The sequence below is a fragment of the Bacillus sp. F19 genome (genome assembly GCA_023823795.1).
Lineage (GTDB): Bacteria > Bacillota > Bacilli > Bacillales > Bacillaceae > Bacillus_P.
In genome coordinates this window covers 771,832-789,636 of the sequence record CP085710.1, presented here as the reverse complement: position 1 = coordinate 789,636, position 17,805 = coordinate 771,832, and the positions used below count along the sequence as shown (strand labels likewise).

Below are 17,805 nucleotides of genomic sequence, written 5' to 3'. Positions count from 1 at the left end.
GAAATCGCTCCTTAAAAATAATTTATTATTTTAAACTTAACTTTTCACCATGCCCTTGAATGCAAATGCAATATTCGAAGGTCTTTCAGCAAGTCTTCTCATGAAGTATCCGTACCAATCAAGGCCATACGGTACATAGACCCGCATTTTGTAGCCTTGTTTGACAAGCTCCAATTGCGTTTTGCTTCTCATTCCGTAAAGCATTTGAAATTCAAACATTGATTTTGGAATGTTATGCTTTTTGGCGAGCATTTTTGTGTATTCGATGATCTGGTCATCATGAGACGCGATGGCTGTATAGTTGCCATTAAGCAGACTTTGCTCAATCAGCTTTTTATAATTTTCATCAACATCTTTCTTTTCAGGAAAGGCCACCTCAGGAGACTCTTTGTATGCTCCCTTTACGAGACGCAGGAATGGCTTATACTGCGCGAGATCGCTTAAATCCTTCTCTGTACGATATAAATAAGCCTGTAAGACTGTACTGATGCAGCTGTATTTTGCTTTGAACTGCGTGAAAATATCAAGAGTAGCCTGACAGCGGACTTCATCCTCCATGTCAATTGTAACCATGACATTGTGTTTTTCCGCCGTATCAAGGATTTTCGTCATATTTTCAATGACCAGCTTATGATCAATATCAAGACCGAGGGATGTCATCTTTAAAGATACTTGTGAATCAAGCTTTTCCCTGCTGATCATTTCAATTGTTTCGATGCATTCCGCTGTTCTTTCTCTTGTTACTTCCTCTGAATCTACGAATTCTCCAAGATGATCGACAGTTACCAGCAAACCGCTCTCATTCAGCTGTTTAATGAACTTGATGGAACTTTGAAAATCTGTTCCCCCAATAATTTTTCCAGCAGCAAAACTGCCGCCGCGCTTCTTTGCAATATTATTAAGTAAGTTATTTTTGGATAAGAATAAGAAAAAATCCCTTGTAATCGCTTCCATTGTTAACACACACCTCCTGTAGAAGTTGTAATCACAAGATAATCTTACTTTTTTTCGACAATTTTCACAACGTTCTAAAAATACAATAATAAAGCGCTTTATTTGTTGATTTTGGACAAATGCCAAATGGTATATGAAAATCGAAAGTTTACTAGCTTAGAGTTTACATTTTTTACATAAAGATGAAGCTGCATTTGTATTTGCGAGCCTAAATGGCCGAAAGAAGAGGTACTCGCTTACTTCAAACTACATCTATTACATAAAGGGTGGTATAATTTCCAGGTTATCTACGGCCACGGCTTTCATGAGAGTTGAAAGTCACAACAAAATAAGATAGAGGTGTTTATTGGTTGAACGTACAGACAATTAAACAAGAGTGGTTTAGTAATATCCGGGGAGATATTTTATCTGGTATCGTCGTTGCTTTAGCCCTTATTCCAGAAGCGACTGCTTTCTCCATTATTGCTGGTGTTGATCCGATGGTCGGATTATACGCATCCTTCTGTATTGCAGTTGTGATTTCATTTGTAGGCGGAAGACCAGGAATGTGGTTTTAGGCAAAATTGAACAAATTCCGATTGAAAAACAATAAAAAGCTCTGTACATGTACAGAGCTTTCCTGAGTGCGGCTTACTTCTCTTTTTTCACATCAATTACTTTAACTACCACAATGGGAGATCTCTTGAGTCTTTTATAAATAAAATCGGAAATCACTGAATTTAAATGTTTTTCGATATCCCCGTCGATTTTGTCTTCCCTGATGACAGCAGCAGCCAATGCTTCTATTTCGACAATAAAGTCATTGGATTCTCTCAAGTAAACAAAACCCCTTGAAATAATCTGCGGTTTACGGATGAATTCTTCCCCATTTTTAAAGATCAGAATGGAAATGATTCCGCTGTCAGCAAGCTGCTTGCGCTCGCCAAGCAAGGATGTTCCGACATCGCCAATTCCGTTTCCATCTACATAGACAGAGCGGGCCGGCACTTTTCCCGCCTGATGCGCCTTATCACTGAAAACATTCAATACATGTCCGTTGTCTAAAATAAAGATGTCTTCTTCAGGAATAAAGCATTCCATTGCAAGAGTCTGATGCATTTTCTGCATGCGGTATTCACCGTGAATCGGCACCAGGAATTTTGGATTCAGCAGCTTCAGCATAAGCTTCAGCTCCTCTTGACCGCCATGTCCTGACGTATGAATGTCATAGAGCTTATTATCAATAACATCTGCTCCGGCTTTCATCAGTTTGTTTATAATTCTGTTTACACTCAAGACATTTCCCGGAATTGGGGAAGATGAAAAGATGATCGTATCGTCTTCTTCAATATGGATATGACGATGTTTTCCCTCTGCAATTCTTGAAAGAGCTGCAAAAGGTTCCCCCTGGCTGCCTGTGCACAGGATAGTCAGTTCATTGTTTTTATAGGAACTGATCTCATCCGGATCGATGAACGTTCCGCTTGGCGCTTCAATGTAGCCAAGCTCAAGGCCAATTGATATCGCTCTTTCCATGCTTCTTCCTGTATAGGCTACCTTCCTGCCGCAGGCAACAGATGCTTTAATCACCTGCTGAAGGCGAAAGACATTAGATGCAAATAAGGCAACAATAATCCGCCCTGACTGTCTTCTGACCAAATCTAAAATATTTTGACCGATCTTTTTTTCAGATACTGAAAAGCCGGGTACTTCGCTGTTAGTACTGTCGGATAACAAACAAAGGACACCTTCTTGCCCAACCTTGGCAACCCTTGATAAATCCTGCTCTGGTCCTGTCGGTGTCAGGTCGAATTTAAAATCACCAGTGTGAACAATATTCCCTATTGGCGAATGGATGACCACGCCAAACGAATCCGGAATACTGTGAGTTGTCCGGAAGAAGGTGACCTTCAGACTTTCCAGATTAATCGTGCTTTCTTCTGTAATTTCATGAAGTTCTGCATCTCTGAGCAGGTTGTGCTCCTCAAGCTTGCTTCTGATAAAGCCCATAGCAAGTCTTCCTGCAAATACGGGAACATTCAGCTTTTTCAATAAGAAAGGCACGCCTCCAATATGATCCTCATGTCCATGAGTGATAAAAAGCCCTTTTACTTTAGGGGCATTTTTCACCAAGTATGTATAATCAGGGATGATATAATCAACGCCTCTTAATTCTTCGTCAGGGAATTTCACTCCTGAATCAACAATCACAATCTCATCTTTATATTCGACGAGGTACATATTTTTCCCGATTTCACCCATTCCGCCAAGCGGAATAATCTTTACATTTTTCTCTACTGTCATGTTTAGTCTCCTAGCACTGTTGATCACTTTCTTTTTCCGAGTCATTATTTTTACAGCTATTATTTAATTGTATCACACCTTCTGCCTGAGAAAGGCATTAATAAAACGGTAAGAAAAAAGACTGAGACAAAAGCACGCATTGTGCCTTCACCTCAGTCTTCTTTTTGACTTAAACCCTCGTTTTGCCTCTTTTTACAAAAAAGTTATATAGAAATACAATCACTGCAAGAACAAGTAGAACGTGAATGATTCCGCCTACTACATTAAATACAAGACCGAGCACCCAAAATAAAAGTAAAAGTCCAATTATCGTCCATAACATCGCATTTTCCTTCTTTCTCTCTTTATTATTTTAATTAAAGGTTATCTTCCCCCCATTTTATTAAATGAAACTTTTCCTTTTAGCTTACGGCCTATTGATTCATTTTCCCTTAATGATGTTTTCCTGAAGTGCCATTTGACTTTTCTTGAGTAGAGGCTTCCTGAACAGTTTTCAGCTCTTCTTCCGTTACATTTCCGACGGCAAATTGCTGCTTTGGCATGACATGCATATCCCGGGCTGTGACATGTGTTTGGATAAAATACACGCCGTCATCTTCAAAGCTGCTCTTTGCTTTGTAGATACCATTCTTATCATATGAGGCTTCAATCATGACAGCCTTTTCTTTCTCATTTGCTTTCCATATTTCAAACATGACTTCATCTGCATCTTCAACAGGTATACTGCTTTGAGTAATAACTGCTTTAAAGGTATTGTCATGGTTAGATGTGATTGTTTCGGGCAATTGGATGTCCACTTCCACTATTTTCGGTGTTTCTTTTTCGATAAATTGATCTGTATTTGCCGCACATCCAGTTAAAAAAAGGATAAGAATTAACATCAAAAAATATGGTATTTTTCTTTTCATCTTTTCATCATCCTATCCATGCTTTAAGAGGTTTGATTTTCACAAAAAGAAATCGATCCAATAAATAGACTGCTATGATTGAAATTCCGACTAACGGCATGATCAGTCCAAGTATCAGCATAATAAATAAAACTCCTCTGACAGCCTTTATGTTTTTCGATTGAGCTGGTGCGCCTGATTTCCCTTCATGTTTTCTCTTTCTCCACATAATAAAGGAGCTTACAGCCAATCCGATCAATCCCAAACAAACAATTAATCCTATAATCTGATTGGCAAGACCAAATAATGTACCCTCATGCAGGGAAATGCCCAGGGATATCACTTTTGCCATGATTCCGTAATCACTGAACCTAACGTCAGTTAAAACTGTCCCGCTGTACTGATCAATGTGTAATGTCGCATCATCACTTGGATTTGGATTCGATGATGAAATCGTATAAACACCCTTCTCACCTTGCGGGAAGGAGATCGTATATGGTTTTGCCACTTTTTCATTTTCAGAAATGTATTGAACATCCTCAAGTGAAATCGGAACATACTTTGCGCTGGACGATGATGGAACAGGAAGGTTTTCAGCTGCCCACGGCACCTCTTCTGCAACATCCTGTGTCTTAATTTTAGACTCTGGCTTTTCCCCCCAGCTATAAGCAAATGGCGGAGCTCCTGTATTTGTGGCTGTGGCTAATTTATTCATCTGCTCCCCCATTACCCCTGACCAAGGAAGTCCTGTTGCAATCAATACTAAAATTGCAGCTGAAAACCAAAAGGCGGGCACGGCATGCATATCACGCCAAAACGTTCTTCCTTTTTTCGTAAACCTCGGTAAAATAGTTCCCCAGATGGAAGCTTTATTTCTAGGGAACCAAATATATAAACCTGTGATTAAGAGGATCACCGCCCAGCAGGCTGCAAGCTCCACAAGTCTATTTGCGGCGGTACCGCCGACAAGCAATTCACTATGAATCTTTTTAAAAATCTCCGAGAATTTTCCCTCTGCTTTTAAGCTTCCCTGAATGTCCTCGTTGTAAGGATTTACGTAAATGGAAGTCATTTTTTCATTCTGCATCAATCCAAGCTCAGTCGTCCGCATCGGATCCTCATAAAATTTGATTGATGTTACGGCTGCATCAGGATATTTATTCTGCACGTTTGAAACTTGAGCGGATGGAGAAAGTGTTCTTGATCCTTCTTCCTCGACATAGTACATATCTTTATATAGATAATCTTCTATCTGTGGTTTGAAAAGATATACTCCTCCGCTAAAGGCTAAAATAATTAGAAATGGCGCAAAAATGATGCCAGCGTAAAAGTGCCACCTCCAAACAGCTTGATAAATGGACGTTTTTGTTTTGCTGTTTGAAGTCCTTAATGGAGCTTGTCCCGCGTTTCCCTCTTGATAGTTTCTCTCACTAGTAATCATGCACGTTCTCCTTTTACATTTGTTTCTTCACATCAGCAATGATTTTTTTGAAATGATTTCCATGTGTAAAGCTATAATCGTTTACGATTTCACCATTCTTGTTGATTAAGTAAAAATTAGTTCCATGTATCACTTGGTCAGATGATGAAGGTTTTTGTACAAGAGTTTGAAATTCATCTCTTGCAAATTTCTCAATTTCCTCCTGAGAATAGCCCGTAAGCATATTCCAGTTGGATTCATCTTCTGTAAACCTTTGCATGAATGCTTGAAGCTTTTCTGGAGTATCGACGGATGGGTCCACACTGATCGAAACAAGTTCCACCGTGAGTTCTTCTTCTTTCAAATCTTTCTGCAGAGCTGCCATGTTTGCTGTCATTGGCGGACATACAGTTTCACAGCTAGTGAAAATGAAATCGGCAATCCATACCTTTCCTTTTAAATCATCGGTACCAAAAGCCTCGCCATCTTGATTTGTATAAGTGAACGATTTCATTTGATAAGGTTTTTCGTCATTAAATTGACATGCGCTTAGAAGAACACAGATAAGAATCAGCAAAAGAAACATCGTTTTTTTCATTTTTCCACCTCCATTTTGTAGTAGATTTTTAGTAACTAAAGCGTACATAATGATTGTGAAATTACTGTGAGAAAAAAACAGAGAATTTGAGAAAAATGAAGAAAAGCAATGCGCCTGATTCACTCTGGTATGATTGAAGCCTCTTTTATAGCGGATGGAGACACATTTTCCCCTGGTTGGCGTTTTATATGACTCATATGCGGTGTTTGTGGCACTTTTTTTCCTGGTTGGGCGGTATATATGACTCATAAGAGGTGTTTGTCACATTTTTTCCTGGTTGGGCGATTTATATGACTCATAAGCAGTGTTTGCGACACTTTTTTTCCTGGTTTGGCGGTTTATATGACTCATAAGAGGTGTTTGTGACACTTTTTTCCCTGGTTGGGCGGTTTATATGACTCATAAGAGGTGTTTGTGACACTTTTATTCCTGGTTGGGCGGTTTATATGACTCATAAGCAGTGTTTGCGACACTTTTTTTCCTGGTTTGGCGGTTTATATGACTCATAAGCAGTGTTTGCGACACTTTTTTTCCTGGTTTGGCGGTTTATATGACTCATAAGAGGTGTTTGTGACACTTTTTTTCCTGCTTGGGCGTTTATTTGACTCATATGCGGTGTTTGTGGCACTTTTTTTCCTGGTTGGGCGGTTTATATGACTCATAACGGTGTTTGTGACACTTTTTTTCCTGCTTGGGCGTTTTATATGACTCATAACAGTATTTGTGACACATTTTTTCCTGGTTGGGCGATTTATATGACTCATAAGCAGTGTTTGCGACACTTTTTTTCCTGGTTTGGCGGTTTATATGACTCATAAGAGGTGTTTGTGACACTTTTTTCCCTGGTTGGGCGGTTTATATGACTCATAAGAGGTGTTTGTGACACTTTTATTCCTGGTTGGGCGGTTTATATGACTCATAAGCAGTGTTTGCGACACTTTTTTTCCTGGTTTGGCGGTTTATATGACTCATAAGCAGTGTTTGCGACACTTTTTTTCCTGGTTTGGCGGTTTATATGACTCATAAGAGGTGTTTGTGACACTTTTTTTCCTGCTTGGGCGTTTATTTGACTCATATGCGGTGTTTGTGGCACTTTTTTTCCTGGTTGGGCGGTTTATATGACTCATAACGGTGTTTGTGACACTTTTTTTCCTGCTTGGGCGTTTTATATGACTCATAACAGTATTTGTGACACTTTTTTTCCTGGTCGGGCGGTTTATATGACTCATAAGCAGTGTTTGCGACACTTTTTTTCCTGCTTGGGCGGTTTATATGACTCATAAGCAGTGTTTGCGACACTTTTTTTCCTGCTTGGGCGGTTTATATGACTCATAAGAGGTGTTTGTGGCACTTTTTTTCCTGGTTGGGCTTTTTATACGACTCAAAAGCAATGTTTATGACACTTTTTTCCTTGGTTCGGCGGTTTATATGACTCATAAGAGGTGTTTGTGACACTTTTTTCCCTGGTTGGGCGTTTTATATGACTCATAAGAGGTGTTTGTGACACTTTTTTTCCTGGTTGGGCGGTTTAAATGAGTCATAAGCGATGTTTGTGACACTTTTTTCCCCTGGTTGGGCGTTTTATATGACTCATAAGCAGTGTTTGCGACACTTTTTTTCCTGGTTGGGCGTTTTATATGACTCATAAGAGGTGTTTGTGTCACCTTTTTTCCTGTTTGGGCGTTTTATATGACTCATATGCGGTGATTATTACACTTTTTTCCATTTCAGGCGTATACAACTCATACTCTTTGATCTTATCGATGATTACGAACTGAAACTTCACTTTTAATCAATAAGCAAAAAACCGTCCCAAAAAATGGGACGGTTTAAGCTGAATTATAATAATCCTGGCAATATAACGGTTACAGTTGTTCCGTTTGATTTATCGCTGCTGATCGTAAATTCACCTTCATGCAGCCTGACAATTTCTTTTACTATTGAAATACCAAGACCTGTTCCGCCTGTCACTCGGCTTCTTGCTTTGTCCGTACGGAAAAAACGTTCTCCTATTTGGGCCAGATCATCTTCTGATATTTCATTTCCCTTATTGTTCAAACGAAACAATAGCTGTTTGTTTTCCTCAGTAAGGGTCATTTTAATATAGCTTTCCTCCGAAGAATACTTTATAGCATTATCCAGGAGATTGTAGAATACTTGCTGCAGCCGTTTAGGATCGCCTGTAACGACTAGATCTTCATGAATATCCAGTTCTGTTTTTAGCTTCTTTTCATTAATTCTAATATCAAATAATGCAAGGGTATCTAAAAATAGCTGAACAATCGCTATAGGTTCAGCATTCAGCGTGTACATGTTTTCCTGAAGATGACCAAGGTCAATTAAATCGGTTATCAGCTTATTCAGGCGATTCGTCTCTCTTTCAATCGTCATCAAATAGTGATCCGCTTCTTCAGGTGAAGCATACATTTGGTGTTTAAGCGCCTGACTGTACCCTCCAATATAAGTTAGAGGCGTTCGAAGCTCATGCACGACATTTGCAAGAAACTCTTTTTTCCTGGCTTCTTGCTCTTCAAGGGACTGACTCATGGAATTGAAGGCGTGCGCCAGCTGCCCAATTTCATCATGATTTTTGTTTAGAAGGCGATTTGAGTAATTGCCCTTTGACACTTCTCTTGAAAATTCCTGAAACTCATTCAGCGGCTGAAAAAGGGATCGCCGAATTTGATTAACGGCTAAAAAGAGTATCATAAAAAAGAGAGAACCGACAAGCAGCAGAATTGGCAGACTGCCTTCGAATACTTCTTGAAGATCTGCTAATGGAACATATATATAGATGAAACCTATAAGCCCTTTTTCGCCCATAATCGGGAAGACGGCGCCTATAATTTCCCGGTTCAATTCTTTTACGTAGCCATCCTTTACAATGTAATCTCCATTTTCAAGGATTTTGCGGTCTTCACCTGTTATAAGAGCTTCATAGTTCACTTCATAGGGAAAATATGCGCTTAAATCATCAATATCATCCAGTACAATCACTTCATATTCAGAAACGACATTGTACCAGTGAATTTTTTCAATAATTTCATCACTCAGTGAACCGTAATGATAGTGGGCAGCAGTCCGCTCGCCCTGATAAATGACAGACTCTTTAATGCTGTTAAAGTACAATTCTTTATATAAAAAATGAAGAAAAAAGAACGAGAATAAGATACTGAAAATGATGCAGATGCCGATCAGCATCAGCACTTTCTGGCTTAAGTTCAGACGTTTCAATCATTACACCTCAAATTTATAGCCTACACCCCATGCTGTTTGAATGAGGTATGCGTGATCCTTCAATTTTAATCTCAGTGTTTTGATATGAGTATCCACTGTTCGCCCTGTGCCAATATAATTTACTCCCCAAACTGTTTGCAGGAGCTGTTCTCTAGTAAAAACAGTCCCTTTATTTCTTGCCAGCAGAGACAGGATCTCAAATTCTTTTAAAGTTAAAGGCAAGGGCTGATTTTTTATCAGCGCTTTATAGCCAGATGCATCAAGAACAAGCGGACCAACTGTTAGACGATTACTCAAGACGCTGCTCTGCCTCACTCTTCTTAAAACAGATTCAATCCTTGCCAGAAGCTCTCCCTGGTGAAACGGCTTTACGATATAATCATCTCCGCCAAGCTTCAGGCCCTGTATTTTATCCCATTCTTCCCCTTTCGCAGAAAGAAAAATGAGGGGAATGTGATGGTTCTTTTTCAATTCAGCTGCAAATGAAAATCCATCCATATATGGCATCATAACGTCCGCGACAATAAGATCCGGCGCTTCATGATTTATCATTTCAAGAGCCTCCATGCCATTAGAAGCTTCAATGACTGAATAGCCCTCAATGACTAGAAATGTTTTTATCAGTGCTCTCATTGCTGCTTCATCATCAATGATCATAACCGTTATTGTATTCACAATTCAGACCCCGCTTTAAAGTTCTATACCAAAGTATAATCTTTATTTTATAATAATGATGTGAAGTTTTTATGAGTTTTTATATAGATTTCCACATGACAAAAACTTTTAAAAAATAGGGTTCATTATTAAAATAAGCCTATTAAGACATGATGATAGGCGATGGAGTTCGCCATAACCGCCTCTGAGCTGATGACTCCTGCTCATAATCAATGTGGGCAGGAGTCTATTTTTTTATCTGAAATGGGAGGTTTGCAAGATGAATTATTTATTGATCGGTGCCGGTGGAATAATTGGCAGTTTACTGAGGTATTCTTTAGGCGTGCTTACTCACCCTTGGCTCAGCAATGGTTTTCCCTTGGGAACCCTTCTTGCGAATTTAATTGGCTGCTTTATTCTTGGATGGTTTACAACTAGTATTGTGAGGCTGAAGCTCTTTCATCCTCATATTTTAGCAGGGTTCGGAACAGGTCTTGTCGGCTCATTCACAACCTTTTCCACGTTTAGCGTTGAAACGGTTCTGCTGCTTCGGAGCGGTTCAATCCTCATGGCGTTTTTCTATGTGCTGCTCAGTTTTGCAGGAGGGCTTTTCGTGACGTGGTACGGTTACACCCTGGGACGCCGCATGTTCAAGAAAAGGGGCGAAGCTGCATCATGAACTTATTATTAATTGCTGCAGGGGGATTTTTAGGGGCAATTGCCCGTTTTATCATCAGCTCACAGATGAATATAAAAAGTCAGACTGGATTTCCGATCGGCACACTCACAGTCAATTTAGCCGGCTCATTCTTGCTCGGGTGGATGACTGGAAAAGGGGTTTCTGAAAGCTTTTATGCGATGTTCGGCATTGGATTTATGGGAGCTTTTACAACGTTTTCCACATTCAAACTGGAGAATATCCAGCTGAGAGAAAAGAAAAACAAGTCTGTTCTTATTAAATATCTCCTCTTCTCATATGCTGGCGGGCTATTATTGGCATTTATAGGATTATTGTTCGGAATGAACGAACTTTAAATATCGTATAAAAATAAGCGTAGAATCTCCTGATCCATGGCATCCTACCTAATGGAGGGATGTATAGTGGAAAAAGACTTACAGCTGTTGAAACAATTAACCGAAACCGAAGGACCTTCAGGTTTTGAAGCACGGATTCATAAGGTGCTGGAAGAAAACATAAGTCAAATAACACCTGAGATACAAAAAGATCATCTTGGAAGTATTGTTGGAGTTACAGGAAAAAAAGGCCCGAAAATCTTAATCGCCGGTCATATGGATGAAGTCGGCCTTATGGTAAAAACCATTTCGAATGACGGGTTTTTAAGGTTTCAGACGTTAGGCGGATGGTGGGGTCATGTCATGCTTGCGCAGCGCGTAAAAGTGCTGACGAAAAAAGGAGATTTGACAGGTGTCATCGGTTCTAAGGCACCTCATGTTCTATCCATAGAAGAACGCAAAAATGTGCTGGAACCCGAAAATATGTTTATTGATATTGGTGCATCAAGTAAAGAAGAAGCAGAGAGTTTTGGTGTTCAGGTCGGCGATCCGATCGCAACTGTCTGCCCATTCGAAGTGCTTCCAAACCCTAAGTTTCTGCTTGCGCGGAATTGGGATAACCGTGCGGGCTGCTACGTAGCCCTGAAAACATTAGAGAAAGTCGCTGCAGATAAAATGGCATCAAATATTTTATATGCAGGTGCCACTGTACAAGAAGAAGTGGGCCTAAGAGGAGCTCAGACTTTAGTCAATAAAGTCAATCCTGATCTATCGTTTGCACTTGATGTTGGAGTAGCTGGCGATACACCCGGAATGAAAGAAAAAGAAGGACATACGGTATTAGGGAACGGGCCATTGCTCGGCTTTTACGATGCAAGCATGATACCTCATCCAAAGCTCCGTGATTTTGTCGTCGGAGTGGCAAAAGAACTCTCAATCCCGTACCAAGTTGACATCATGCCTGGCGGAGGAACCGATGGAGGGAAATTCCACCTTGGTTATCAGGGGGTTCCTACACTGGTCGTCAGCGTTCCGGCAAGATATATTCACAGCCATGTTTCCATCGTTCACAAAGACGATCTGGATCATTCAGTTAAACTTCTTTATGAAGTCATCAAACGACTGGATGAAAAAACGGTTAAGCAAATAACAGAGATGAATGGGAAAATCCATTGATATTTATTGTAAAAAACGAAGAGACTGATTATGAACTCTTCGTTTTTTATTTTTCATTGAAAGATTAAAGAATCCCATTTCGTCTTTCTAATAGGATTACGTCTCTCCAAACTCCACTCATTTTGCCTAAGCGTTCTCTAATCCCAACTTCTCTGAAACCAGCCTTATTATGTAATTTTATGCTCGAAGTGTTTTCAGGAAAAATTCCTGCCTGAAGTGTCCAAAATCCTTCTTTTTCGCTTAATTCTATCATGGAACGCAACAATGCCGTTCCAATTCCCTGACCCTTATATGATTGGCTGATATAAATGCTCACATCTGCTACACCTGAGTATACACATCTTCCTGAAACTGGACTTAAAGCCGTCCAGCCAATTGTCTTATTTCCGGATTTTGCAACTAGCCGGCATGTTTTAGAATGACTTTCATCCCAGCTCTCCCATGAAGGAGCATCTGTTTCGAATGTAGCATTGCCGGTTGCAATGCCTTCAAGATAGATAGTTTTAACCTGCTCCCAATCGCTGTCCATCATTTTTTTTATTTGATAGTTCAATGTAAACACCCTCCATCCTCTTGATTCCTTCTAATTTATTATAAAATTCACCTTTTTTGTTTAAAAGAAAAAAGCCTCATTTCTGAGACTTTAACATGTCAGAGGAAACACCTCTATAAGATGACGCAGCGATTCTGCTTAATTATTCGCCAGTCTTGGCAAAACGCTCAATTCTTTCGCCAACTTCATCACGTACGCGCTGGAAGAACGTCCATTTTTCTTCTTCCGTTCCTTCTGCTTTCGCTGGGTCATCAAATCCCCAGTGTACGCGTTTGATATGTGGAGGTGTTACAGGGCAATTGTCAGCAGCATGTCCGCAAAGTGTGACAATCAAATCAGCATTGTTTAAGATTTCAGGATCAATTACATCCGATGTTTGGTTTGAAATATCGATTCCAACTTCTTTCATTGCCTTTACAGCGTTTGGATTTAATCCATGTGCTTCAAGTCCGGCACTTTTCACATCCCACTCTTCGCCAAGATGTTTTTCTGCCCAGCCTTCTGCCATTTGGCTTCTGCAAGAGTTCCCAGTACATAAGAAGTAGATTGTTTTTTTAGACATAGTTGCTGTCTCCTTTTAAGTTGAGTTTGATGTTTTATATAATGAGCAGCCACAGATAGAGTCCAACAAGTGTAATAAACAAGGTTGGAATCGTTAAAATGATACCTGTTTTAAAGTAAGTGCCCCAAGATATTTTGACCCCTTTTAAGCTCAATACATGCAGCCATAGTAAGGTGGCAAGAGAGCCGATTGGCGTAATTTTAGGTCCTAAATCAGAACCAATCACATTTGCATAAATCAATGCTTCTCTTAGCGTGCCCGCAGTATCTGTACCTGCGATGGCTAATGCATCAATCATGACTGTCGGCATGTTGTTCATGAACGAAGATAAGACTGCAGCAATGAAGCCCATTGAAATCGTTGCGACAAATAATCCTTGATCAGCCGCTGCCTGGATCACATCAGCTAAAACAGCCGTTAACCCGGCATTTCTGAGACCGTACACGACGACATACATCCCAATAGAGAAGAAAACAATCGCCCATGGAGCTCCTTTTAACACTTTTTTGGTATGAACAGCTGGGCTGCGTCTAGCCATAGCCAAGAAGAAAATGGCGACGACACCAGCAACAATGGATACTGGGATATGCAATAACTCACTAATAAAGTATCCAATGAGCAGAACCCCTAGTACGATCCAAGATAGGCGGAACATCTTTTCGTCTTTAATCGCAGCCTTTGGAGTCTTCAAATCCCCAAGGTTATAATTTCTCGGTATGCTTTTACGGAAGAACAAGTATAAAACGAGGATACTCGCACCTAAAGAAAAAAAGTTAGGAACAATCATTCTTGAAGCATATTCGATAAAACCAATATCAAAGTAATCAGCAGAAACGATATTCACTAAGTTACTGACTACAAGCGGCAATGACGTTGTATCGGCGATAAATCCACTTGCGATGATAAATGGAAAGACCATTTTCTCTTCAAAATTCAGGTTCCGAACCATTGCAAGAACAATAGGAGTTAAAATGAGAGCGGCACCGTCATTCGCAAAGAACGCAGCGACAAGTGCTCCTAAAATCGATACATAAACAAACATTCTAACGCCGTTTCCTCTTGCTGCTCTTGCCATATGCAAGGCAGACCATTCAAAGAAACCAATCTCATCTAAGATCAGAGAGATGATAATAATTGCAATAAATGCAAGTGTCGCATTCCAGACAATCGACGTTACATCAATGACGTCACCAAAATCAACTACTCCAACTAATAATGCAACTAAAGCTCCTCCACAGGCTGACCAGCCGATGGAGAGATTTTTAGGCTGCCAAATCACTAAGATGAGAGTTAAAAGAAAAATGATGGAAGCTAAAAGTACTGAAGTCAATCTTTCTTCCCCTCTCTATTCACAGGTAATACGCAATCCTTGTGCTTCTAGTTCTTTTAATAAGTTATCCTGTGCAGGTAAATAATTTAATAATCCTTTAATGATTGGATAGTATTCATTTTCTTTATTCGTGGAATAAAAAATCCATTGGCCATTGCGTGTTTCTTTTACCAATCCTGTATCACGAAGTTTCCGCAAATGCTGACTGATTGCTGGCTGACTTGTTTTAAAAATCGCTGTAAATTCACAGACACAGCAATCATTTGTCTCGAGCATTTTCATCATCGTGAGACGTGTTTTATCTCCAAGCAATTTAAGGATTTGAGACACCTTCTGAATATCAAACGTTGAACTCACTTCCAATTTACCAACACCTCCATGTCAAAAATATCATATAATAATTCGCTTATATAATAAAGTGCTTATATATAAAAACTTTGTAAATTAGTGTAAGCATATTTTTTTGAGGGCAATAAACGAAAAAGCTTGGATTTAAGCTCCAAGCTTTAAGATTTCAATCAACTATGTAGGTTATTTTTTATTCGAATTGATCCTGCTTCCTTTTCATCAAGGTATAGGAGAAACCATAGAATCCCTATAGCTGTAAACAGACAGGCACCTCCCCAATACAAATAGATAAATCCGCGCTTAAGCTCAATGAGCATGTAACTAAGGAATGGTCCCAATGCGGCTCCTACATCCTGAACAATTGAGTAGAGTGTAAGGAAAGAGACAACATTTGCACTCTTTGCTGCATCAATTGCAAGAGCATCTGAAAGCGTAGAAATAGCTGTTGCACCTAATAGAACTGCCAGCATCACAATGGTCCATAACCATATGGGCAGGCTGTATGAAATCATTCCAAATAAAACCGCTGTTAAGATACAGGAGAAGATAAATAGGGGAATTCTTCCGTTGGGTCCATCCGACAAGAAACCAATTTTTCTGCCAAGGAACGGCTCCCACATCCATCTTGCAGACTGGATAATTCCTGATAAAAAAGTCACACTGACGATGAAGCCAAAGAAATTGATTTGCTGACCATAATGATAGTCTATGAGTAAGGTTAAAGTTGAAGTCAGCACTCCTTGAATCAGCAAGGTAATAAAAAAGCCGCTGATTATTATTAGAAGCTTCCGCTTAAACCTTCCTTTTGTATTCTTTCCTTAATAAATATACAAAATAAGGAGCACCGATGATTGCTGTCATTACGCCAACCGGAACTTCTCTTGGAATAATGATCACCCTGCCGATGCTATCACCAATTAGCATCAGATTCGCCCCAATTAACGCTGCTAACGGAATCAAAAGCTGATGTCTACCTCCGACAAGCTGGCGAGCGATATGAGGAGCAATTAATCCAACAAACCCGATTGAACCTACTGATGCAACCGATATTCCCGCGAGTGAGACAGAAAGAAGCAACAACCAAAAGCGTTGTCGAATGAGGTCAAGACCTAATGTCTGACTATACTCATCTCCCAACTGAAAAATATTAAGCTTTGGGTATTGCCACCAAGCAAGTGGAAGAAGAATCATGATCCAAGGAAGGAGAGATAACACTTCGCTCCACCCTCTTCCCCATAAGCTTCCAGACATCCATAACAATGCCATATTGATATCAGTAGGATATTTAACAATCAAGTATTGAATTCCTGATTGAAATATAGCCCCTAATGCTATGCCCACTAATGCAAAAGCACCAGGGTTTAATGTCAAACGCTTACTTAATATTAAAAGTAGGATAAACACTAAAAATGCACCCATTAAAGCTGCAACTGGCAATACATAGTCAGGAGAACCTGGAAAGAGAAATATCACGAATGCTGCAAAAAAGCCTGCACCTTTTGTAAGACCAATTACATCAGGACTTGCTAACGGATTTCGAACAAGGCTCTGCAATATAACCCCTGCTACTGCTAAGCCAAAGCCTGCAAGAATACTTATCACTACTCGAGGCAGACGGTATTCCCAAACAATAAAAGTAAACGGAGTCTCCTTTTGCAAAAGGCTTGACCATAAATCTGGTATGGAAATAGAAACGGCGCCAACACTTAAAGATACAAAGAAAAAAATCATCATTAATAAAAATGAAAAAATTAATATCATTATTTTTTTCATGATTGTGATGCTCCTTTCTTACGGGCTAAATAAATGAAGAAAGGTCCACCAATAACTGCAGTTAAAATTCCGACTGGAGATTCATAAGGATATGCAATAAAACGACTTAAGAAGTCTGCATATATAAGAAGCATGCCTCCTAATAGCCCAGTTAAGGGAACAAGTATACCTAACTTGTTGCCTACTATAGAACGAGCAATATGTGGAACTATAAGTCCAACAAAACCAATAGGACCGCAAGTCGCTACTGCAGATCCAGCCAACAAGATAACGATGAGCATACCAATCAATTTCACTAACATGATCCGCTGTCCCAGACCAACTGCGATGTCATCATCAATCACTAGAAGCTTAAAAGAAGGCAGCATAAACAAGAAAGTGGTAATCCCAATAGCAGACCAAGGTAAAATCGCTTGAATTTCTAGCCAGCCTGCTTGATCAACAGCTCCTACTAGCCAAAACATCATACTATCTGTAGAATGTTGGTTCATGATAATTAATCCTTCTGTTAAAGAAGATAATAGAAAATGAACTGCTATTCCGGCTAAAGCTAGTCGAACATGCTGCTTTTGCTGTATTCCGGCTAATGAAAAAACGAGAAGTGCACCGAGGGCAGCCCCAATAAAAGCAAAATAAATAGAAGCTGTTAAGGTATAGTTCGAAAACATAATTAATCCGATGACAACTGATAAGGAAGCTCCTGCATTAATCCCAAAAACATGAGGTGAAGCAATAGGATTTCTCGTAATCAACTGTGTAAGTAATCCTGCTAATGCCATATGGAAACCAATAATAAATGCCATTATTGTTCTTGGCATTCTTAATGTTTGAATGTAAAGATGCTCTTTATTTTGCCCTTGATATGTAATGGCCTCATATAAAGTACGCCATGAAATAGTCGCTTGTCCCCACTTAAGGCTAATGAGGAAGCCGGTGACAATGAAAAACAAAGTCCCTGAAAAAAGTAAGAGCAGAAACAATTTAGGTTTCTGCTTTCTTACTGTAAACTTGCTCAT

Annotated in this window: 18 protein-coding genes and 1 pseudogene; 4 read left to right on the top strand and 15 right to left on the bottom strand. The window is 39.7% G+C overall.

Annotated elements, in window-relative coordinates:
• Positions 1-36: 36 nt before the first annotated feature.
• A complete protein-coding gene (locus LIT25_04170; GenBank protein ID USK34566.1) occupies positions 37-954 on the bottom strand; it encodes a proline dehydrogenase family protein in 918 nt (305 codons plus the stop codon).
• Between the two features lie 350 nt (positions 955-1,304).
• Between LIT25_04170 and LIT25_04165 the strand changes: the two are divergent.
• Positions 1,305-1,502: pseudogene (locus LIT25_04165) on the top strand (SulP family inorganic anion transporter).
• 82 nt (positions 1,503-1,584) lie between these two features.
• Here LIT25_04165 and LIT25_04160 read toward each other — a convergent pair.
• From LIT25_04160 to LIT25_04130, 7 genes are all read right to left on the bottom strand, one after another.
• The gene (locus tag LIT25_04160) at positions 1,585-3,237 is read right to left on the bottom strand and encodes a ribonuclease J (GenBank protein USK34565.1); all 1,653 of its coding nucleotides are present in this window, start codon (positions 3,235-3,237) and stop codon (positions 1,585-1,587) included.
• A gap of 169 nt (positions 3,238-3,406) precedes the next feature.
• The gene (locus LIT25_04155; protein USK34564.1) at positions 3,407-3,559 is read right to left on the bottom strand and encodes a lmo0937 family membrane protein; all 153 of its coding nucleotides are present in this window, start codon (positions 3,557-3,559) and stop codon (positions 3,407-3,409) included.
• 109 nt (positions 3,560-3,668) lie between these two features.
• Complete coding sequence (locus LIT25_04150) at positions 3,669-4,145, bottom strand: FixH family protein (GenBank protein USK34563.1); 477 nt, start codon at positions 4,143-4,145, stop codon at positions 3,669-3,671.
• A 7-nt stretch (positions 4,146-4,152) separates the two neighbouring features.
• Positions 4,153-5,565 (bottom strand): PepSY domain-containing protein, encoded by a 1,413-nt coding sequence (locus LIT25_04145; protein ID USK34562.1) that lies wholly within the window; start codon positions 5,563-5,565, stop codon positions 4,153-4,155.
• A 13-nt stretch (positions 5,566-5,578) separates the two neighbouring features.
• On the bottom strand, positions 5,579-6,142 hold the full coding sequence (locus tag LIT25_04140; protein ID USK34561.1) for an SCO family protein: 564 nt from the start codon (positions 6,140-6,142) through the stop codon (positions 5,579-5,581).
• Positions 6,143-7,981: 1,839 nt separating this feature from the next.
• A complete protein-coding gene (locus tag LIT25_04135; protein ID USK34560.1) occupies positions 7,982-9,376 on the bottom strand; it encodes a HAMP domain-containing histidine kinase in 1,395 nt (464 codons plus the stop codon).
• 3 nt (positions 9,377-9,379) lie between these two features.
• Positions 9,380-10,054: a response regulator transcription factor gene (locus tag LIT25_04130; protein USK34559.1), complete on the bottom strand. Its 675-nt coding sequence runs from the start codon at positions 10,052-10,054 to the stop codon at positions 9,380-9,382.
• 259 nt (positions 10,055-10,313) lie between these two features.
• Here LIT25_04130 and crcB (LIT25_04125) point away from each other — a divergent pair, with 259 nt between their 5' ends.
• The 3 genes from crcB (LIT25_04125) to LIT25_04115 are packed head-to-tail and all read left to right on the top strand — an operon-like array spanning position 10,314 to position 12,223.
• Positions 10,314-10,712 (top strand): fluoride efflux transporter CrcB, encoded by a 399-nt coding sequence (gene crcB / locus LIT25_04125; GenBank protein ID USK34558.1) that lies wholly within the window; start codon positions 10,314-10,316, stop codon positions 10,710-10,712.
• Positions 10,706-11,068, top strand: a complete 363-nt coding sequence (crcB, locus tag LIT25_04120; protein ID USK36155.1) for a fluoride efflux transporter CrcB — start codon at positions 10,706-10,708, stop codon at positions 11,066-11,068. The genes crcB (LIT25_04125) and crcB (LIT25_04120) overlap by 7 nt, the downstream gene beginning before the upstream one ends.
• A 51-nt stretch (positions 11,069-11,119) precedes the next feature.
• Positions 11,120-12,223, top strand: coding sequence for a M42 family metallopeptidase (locus LIT25_04115; GenBank protein ID USK36154.1), 1,104 nt, complete (start codon positions 11,120-11,122; stop codon positions 12,221-12,223).
• A 64-nt stretch (positions 12,224-12,287) separates the two neighbouring features.
• On the opposite strand, the gene LIT25_04110 is transcribed toward LIT25_04115, so the two are convergent.
• The 7 genes from LIT25_04110 to LIT25_04080 all read right to left on the bottom strand — a co-directional run bounded on the left by LIT25_04110 (position 12,288) and on the right by LIT25_04080 (position 17,805).
• A complete protein-coding gene (locus tag LIT25_04110) occupies positions 12,288-12,752 on the bottom strand; it encodes an N-acetyltransferase family protein (protein ID USK36153.1) in 465 nt (154 codons plus the stop codon).
• A gap of 166 nt (positions 12,753-12,918) precedes the next feature.
• A complete protein-coding gene (gene arsC, locus LIT25_04105) occupies positions 12,919-13,338 on the bottom strand; it encodes an arsenate reductase (thioredoxin) (GenBank protein ID USK34557.1) in 420 nt (139 codons plus the stop codon).
• 34 nt (positions 13,339-13,372) lie between these two features.
• Entirely contained in the window at positions 13,373-14,668 is a 1,296-nt protein-coding gene (locus tag LIT25_04100; protein ID USK34556.1) for an arsenic transporter, read from the bottom strand.
• Between the two features lie 15 nt (positions 14,669-14,683).
• Positions 14,684-15,031 (bottom strand): metalloregulator ArsR/SmtB family transcription factor, encoded by a 348-nt coding sequence (locus LIT25_04095; GenBank protein USK34555.1) that lies wholly within the window; start codon positions 15,029-15,031, stop codon positions 14,684-14,686.
• A 155-nt stretch (positions 15,032-15,186) separates the two neighbouring features.
• Positions 15,187-15,768 (bottom strand): hypothetical protein, encoded by a 582-nt coding sequence (locus tag LIT25_04090; protein ID USK34554.1) that lies wholly within the window; start codon positions 15,766-15,768, stop codon positions 15,187-15,189.
• A 40-nt stretch (positions 15,769-15,808) separates the two neighbouring features.
• A complete protein-coding gene (locus LIT25_04085; GenBank protein USK34553.1) occupies positions 15,809-16,789 on the bottom strand; it encodes an iron chelate uptake ABC transporter family permease subunit in 981 nt (326 codons plus the stop codon).
• Positions 16,786-17,805, bottom strand: coding sequence for an iron ABC transporter permease (locus tag LIT25_04080; protein ID USK34552.1), 1,020 nt, complete (start codon positions 17,803-17,805; stop codon positions 16,786-16,788). The genes LIT25_04085 and LIT25_04080 overlap by 4 nt, the downstream gene beginning before the upstream one ends.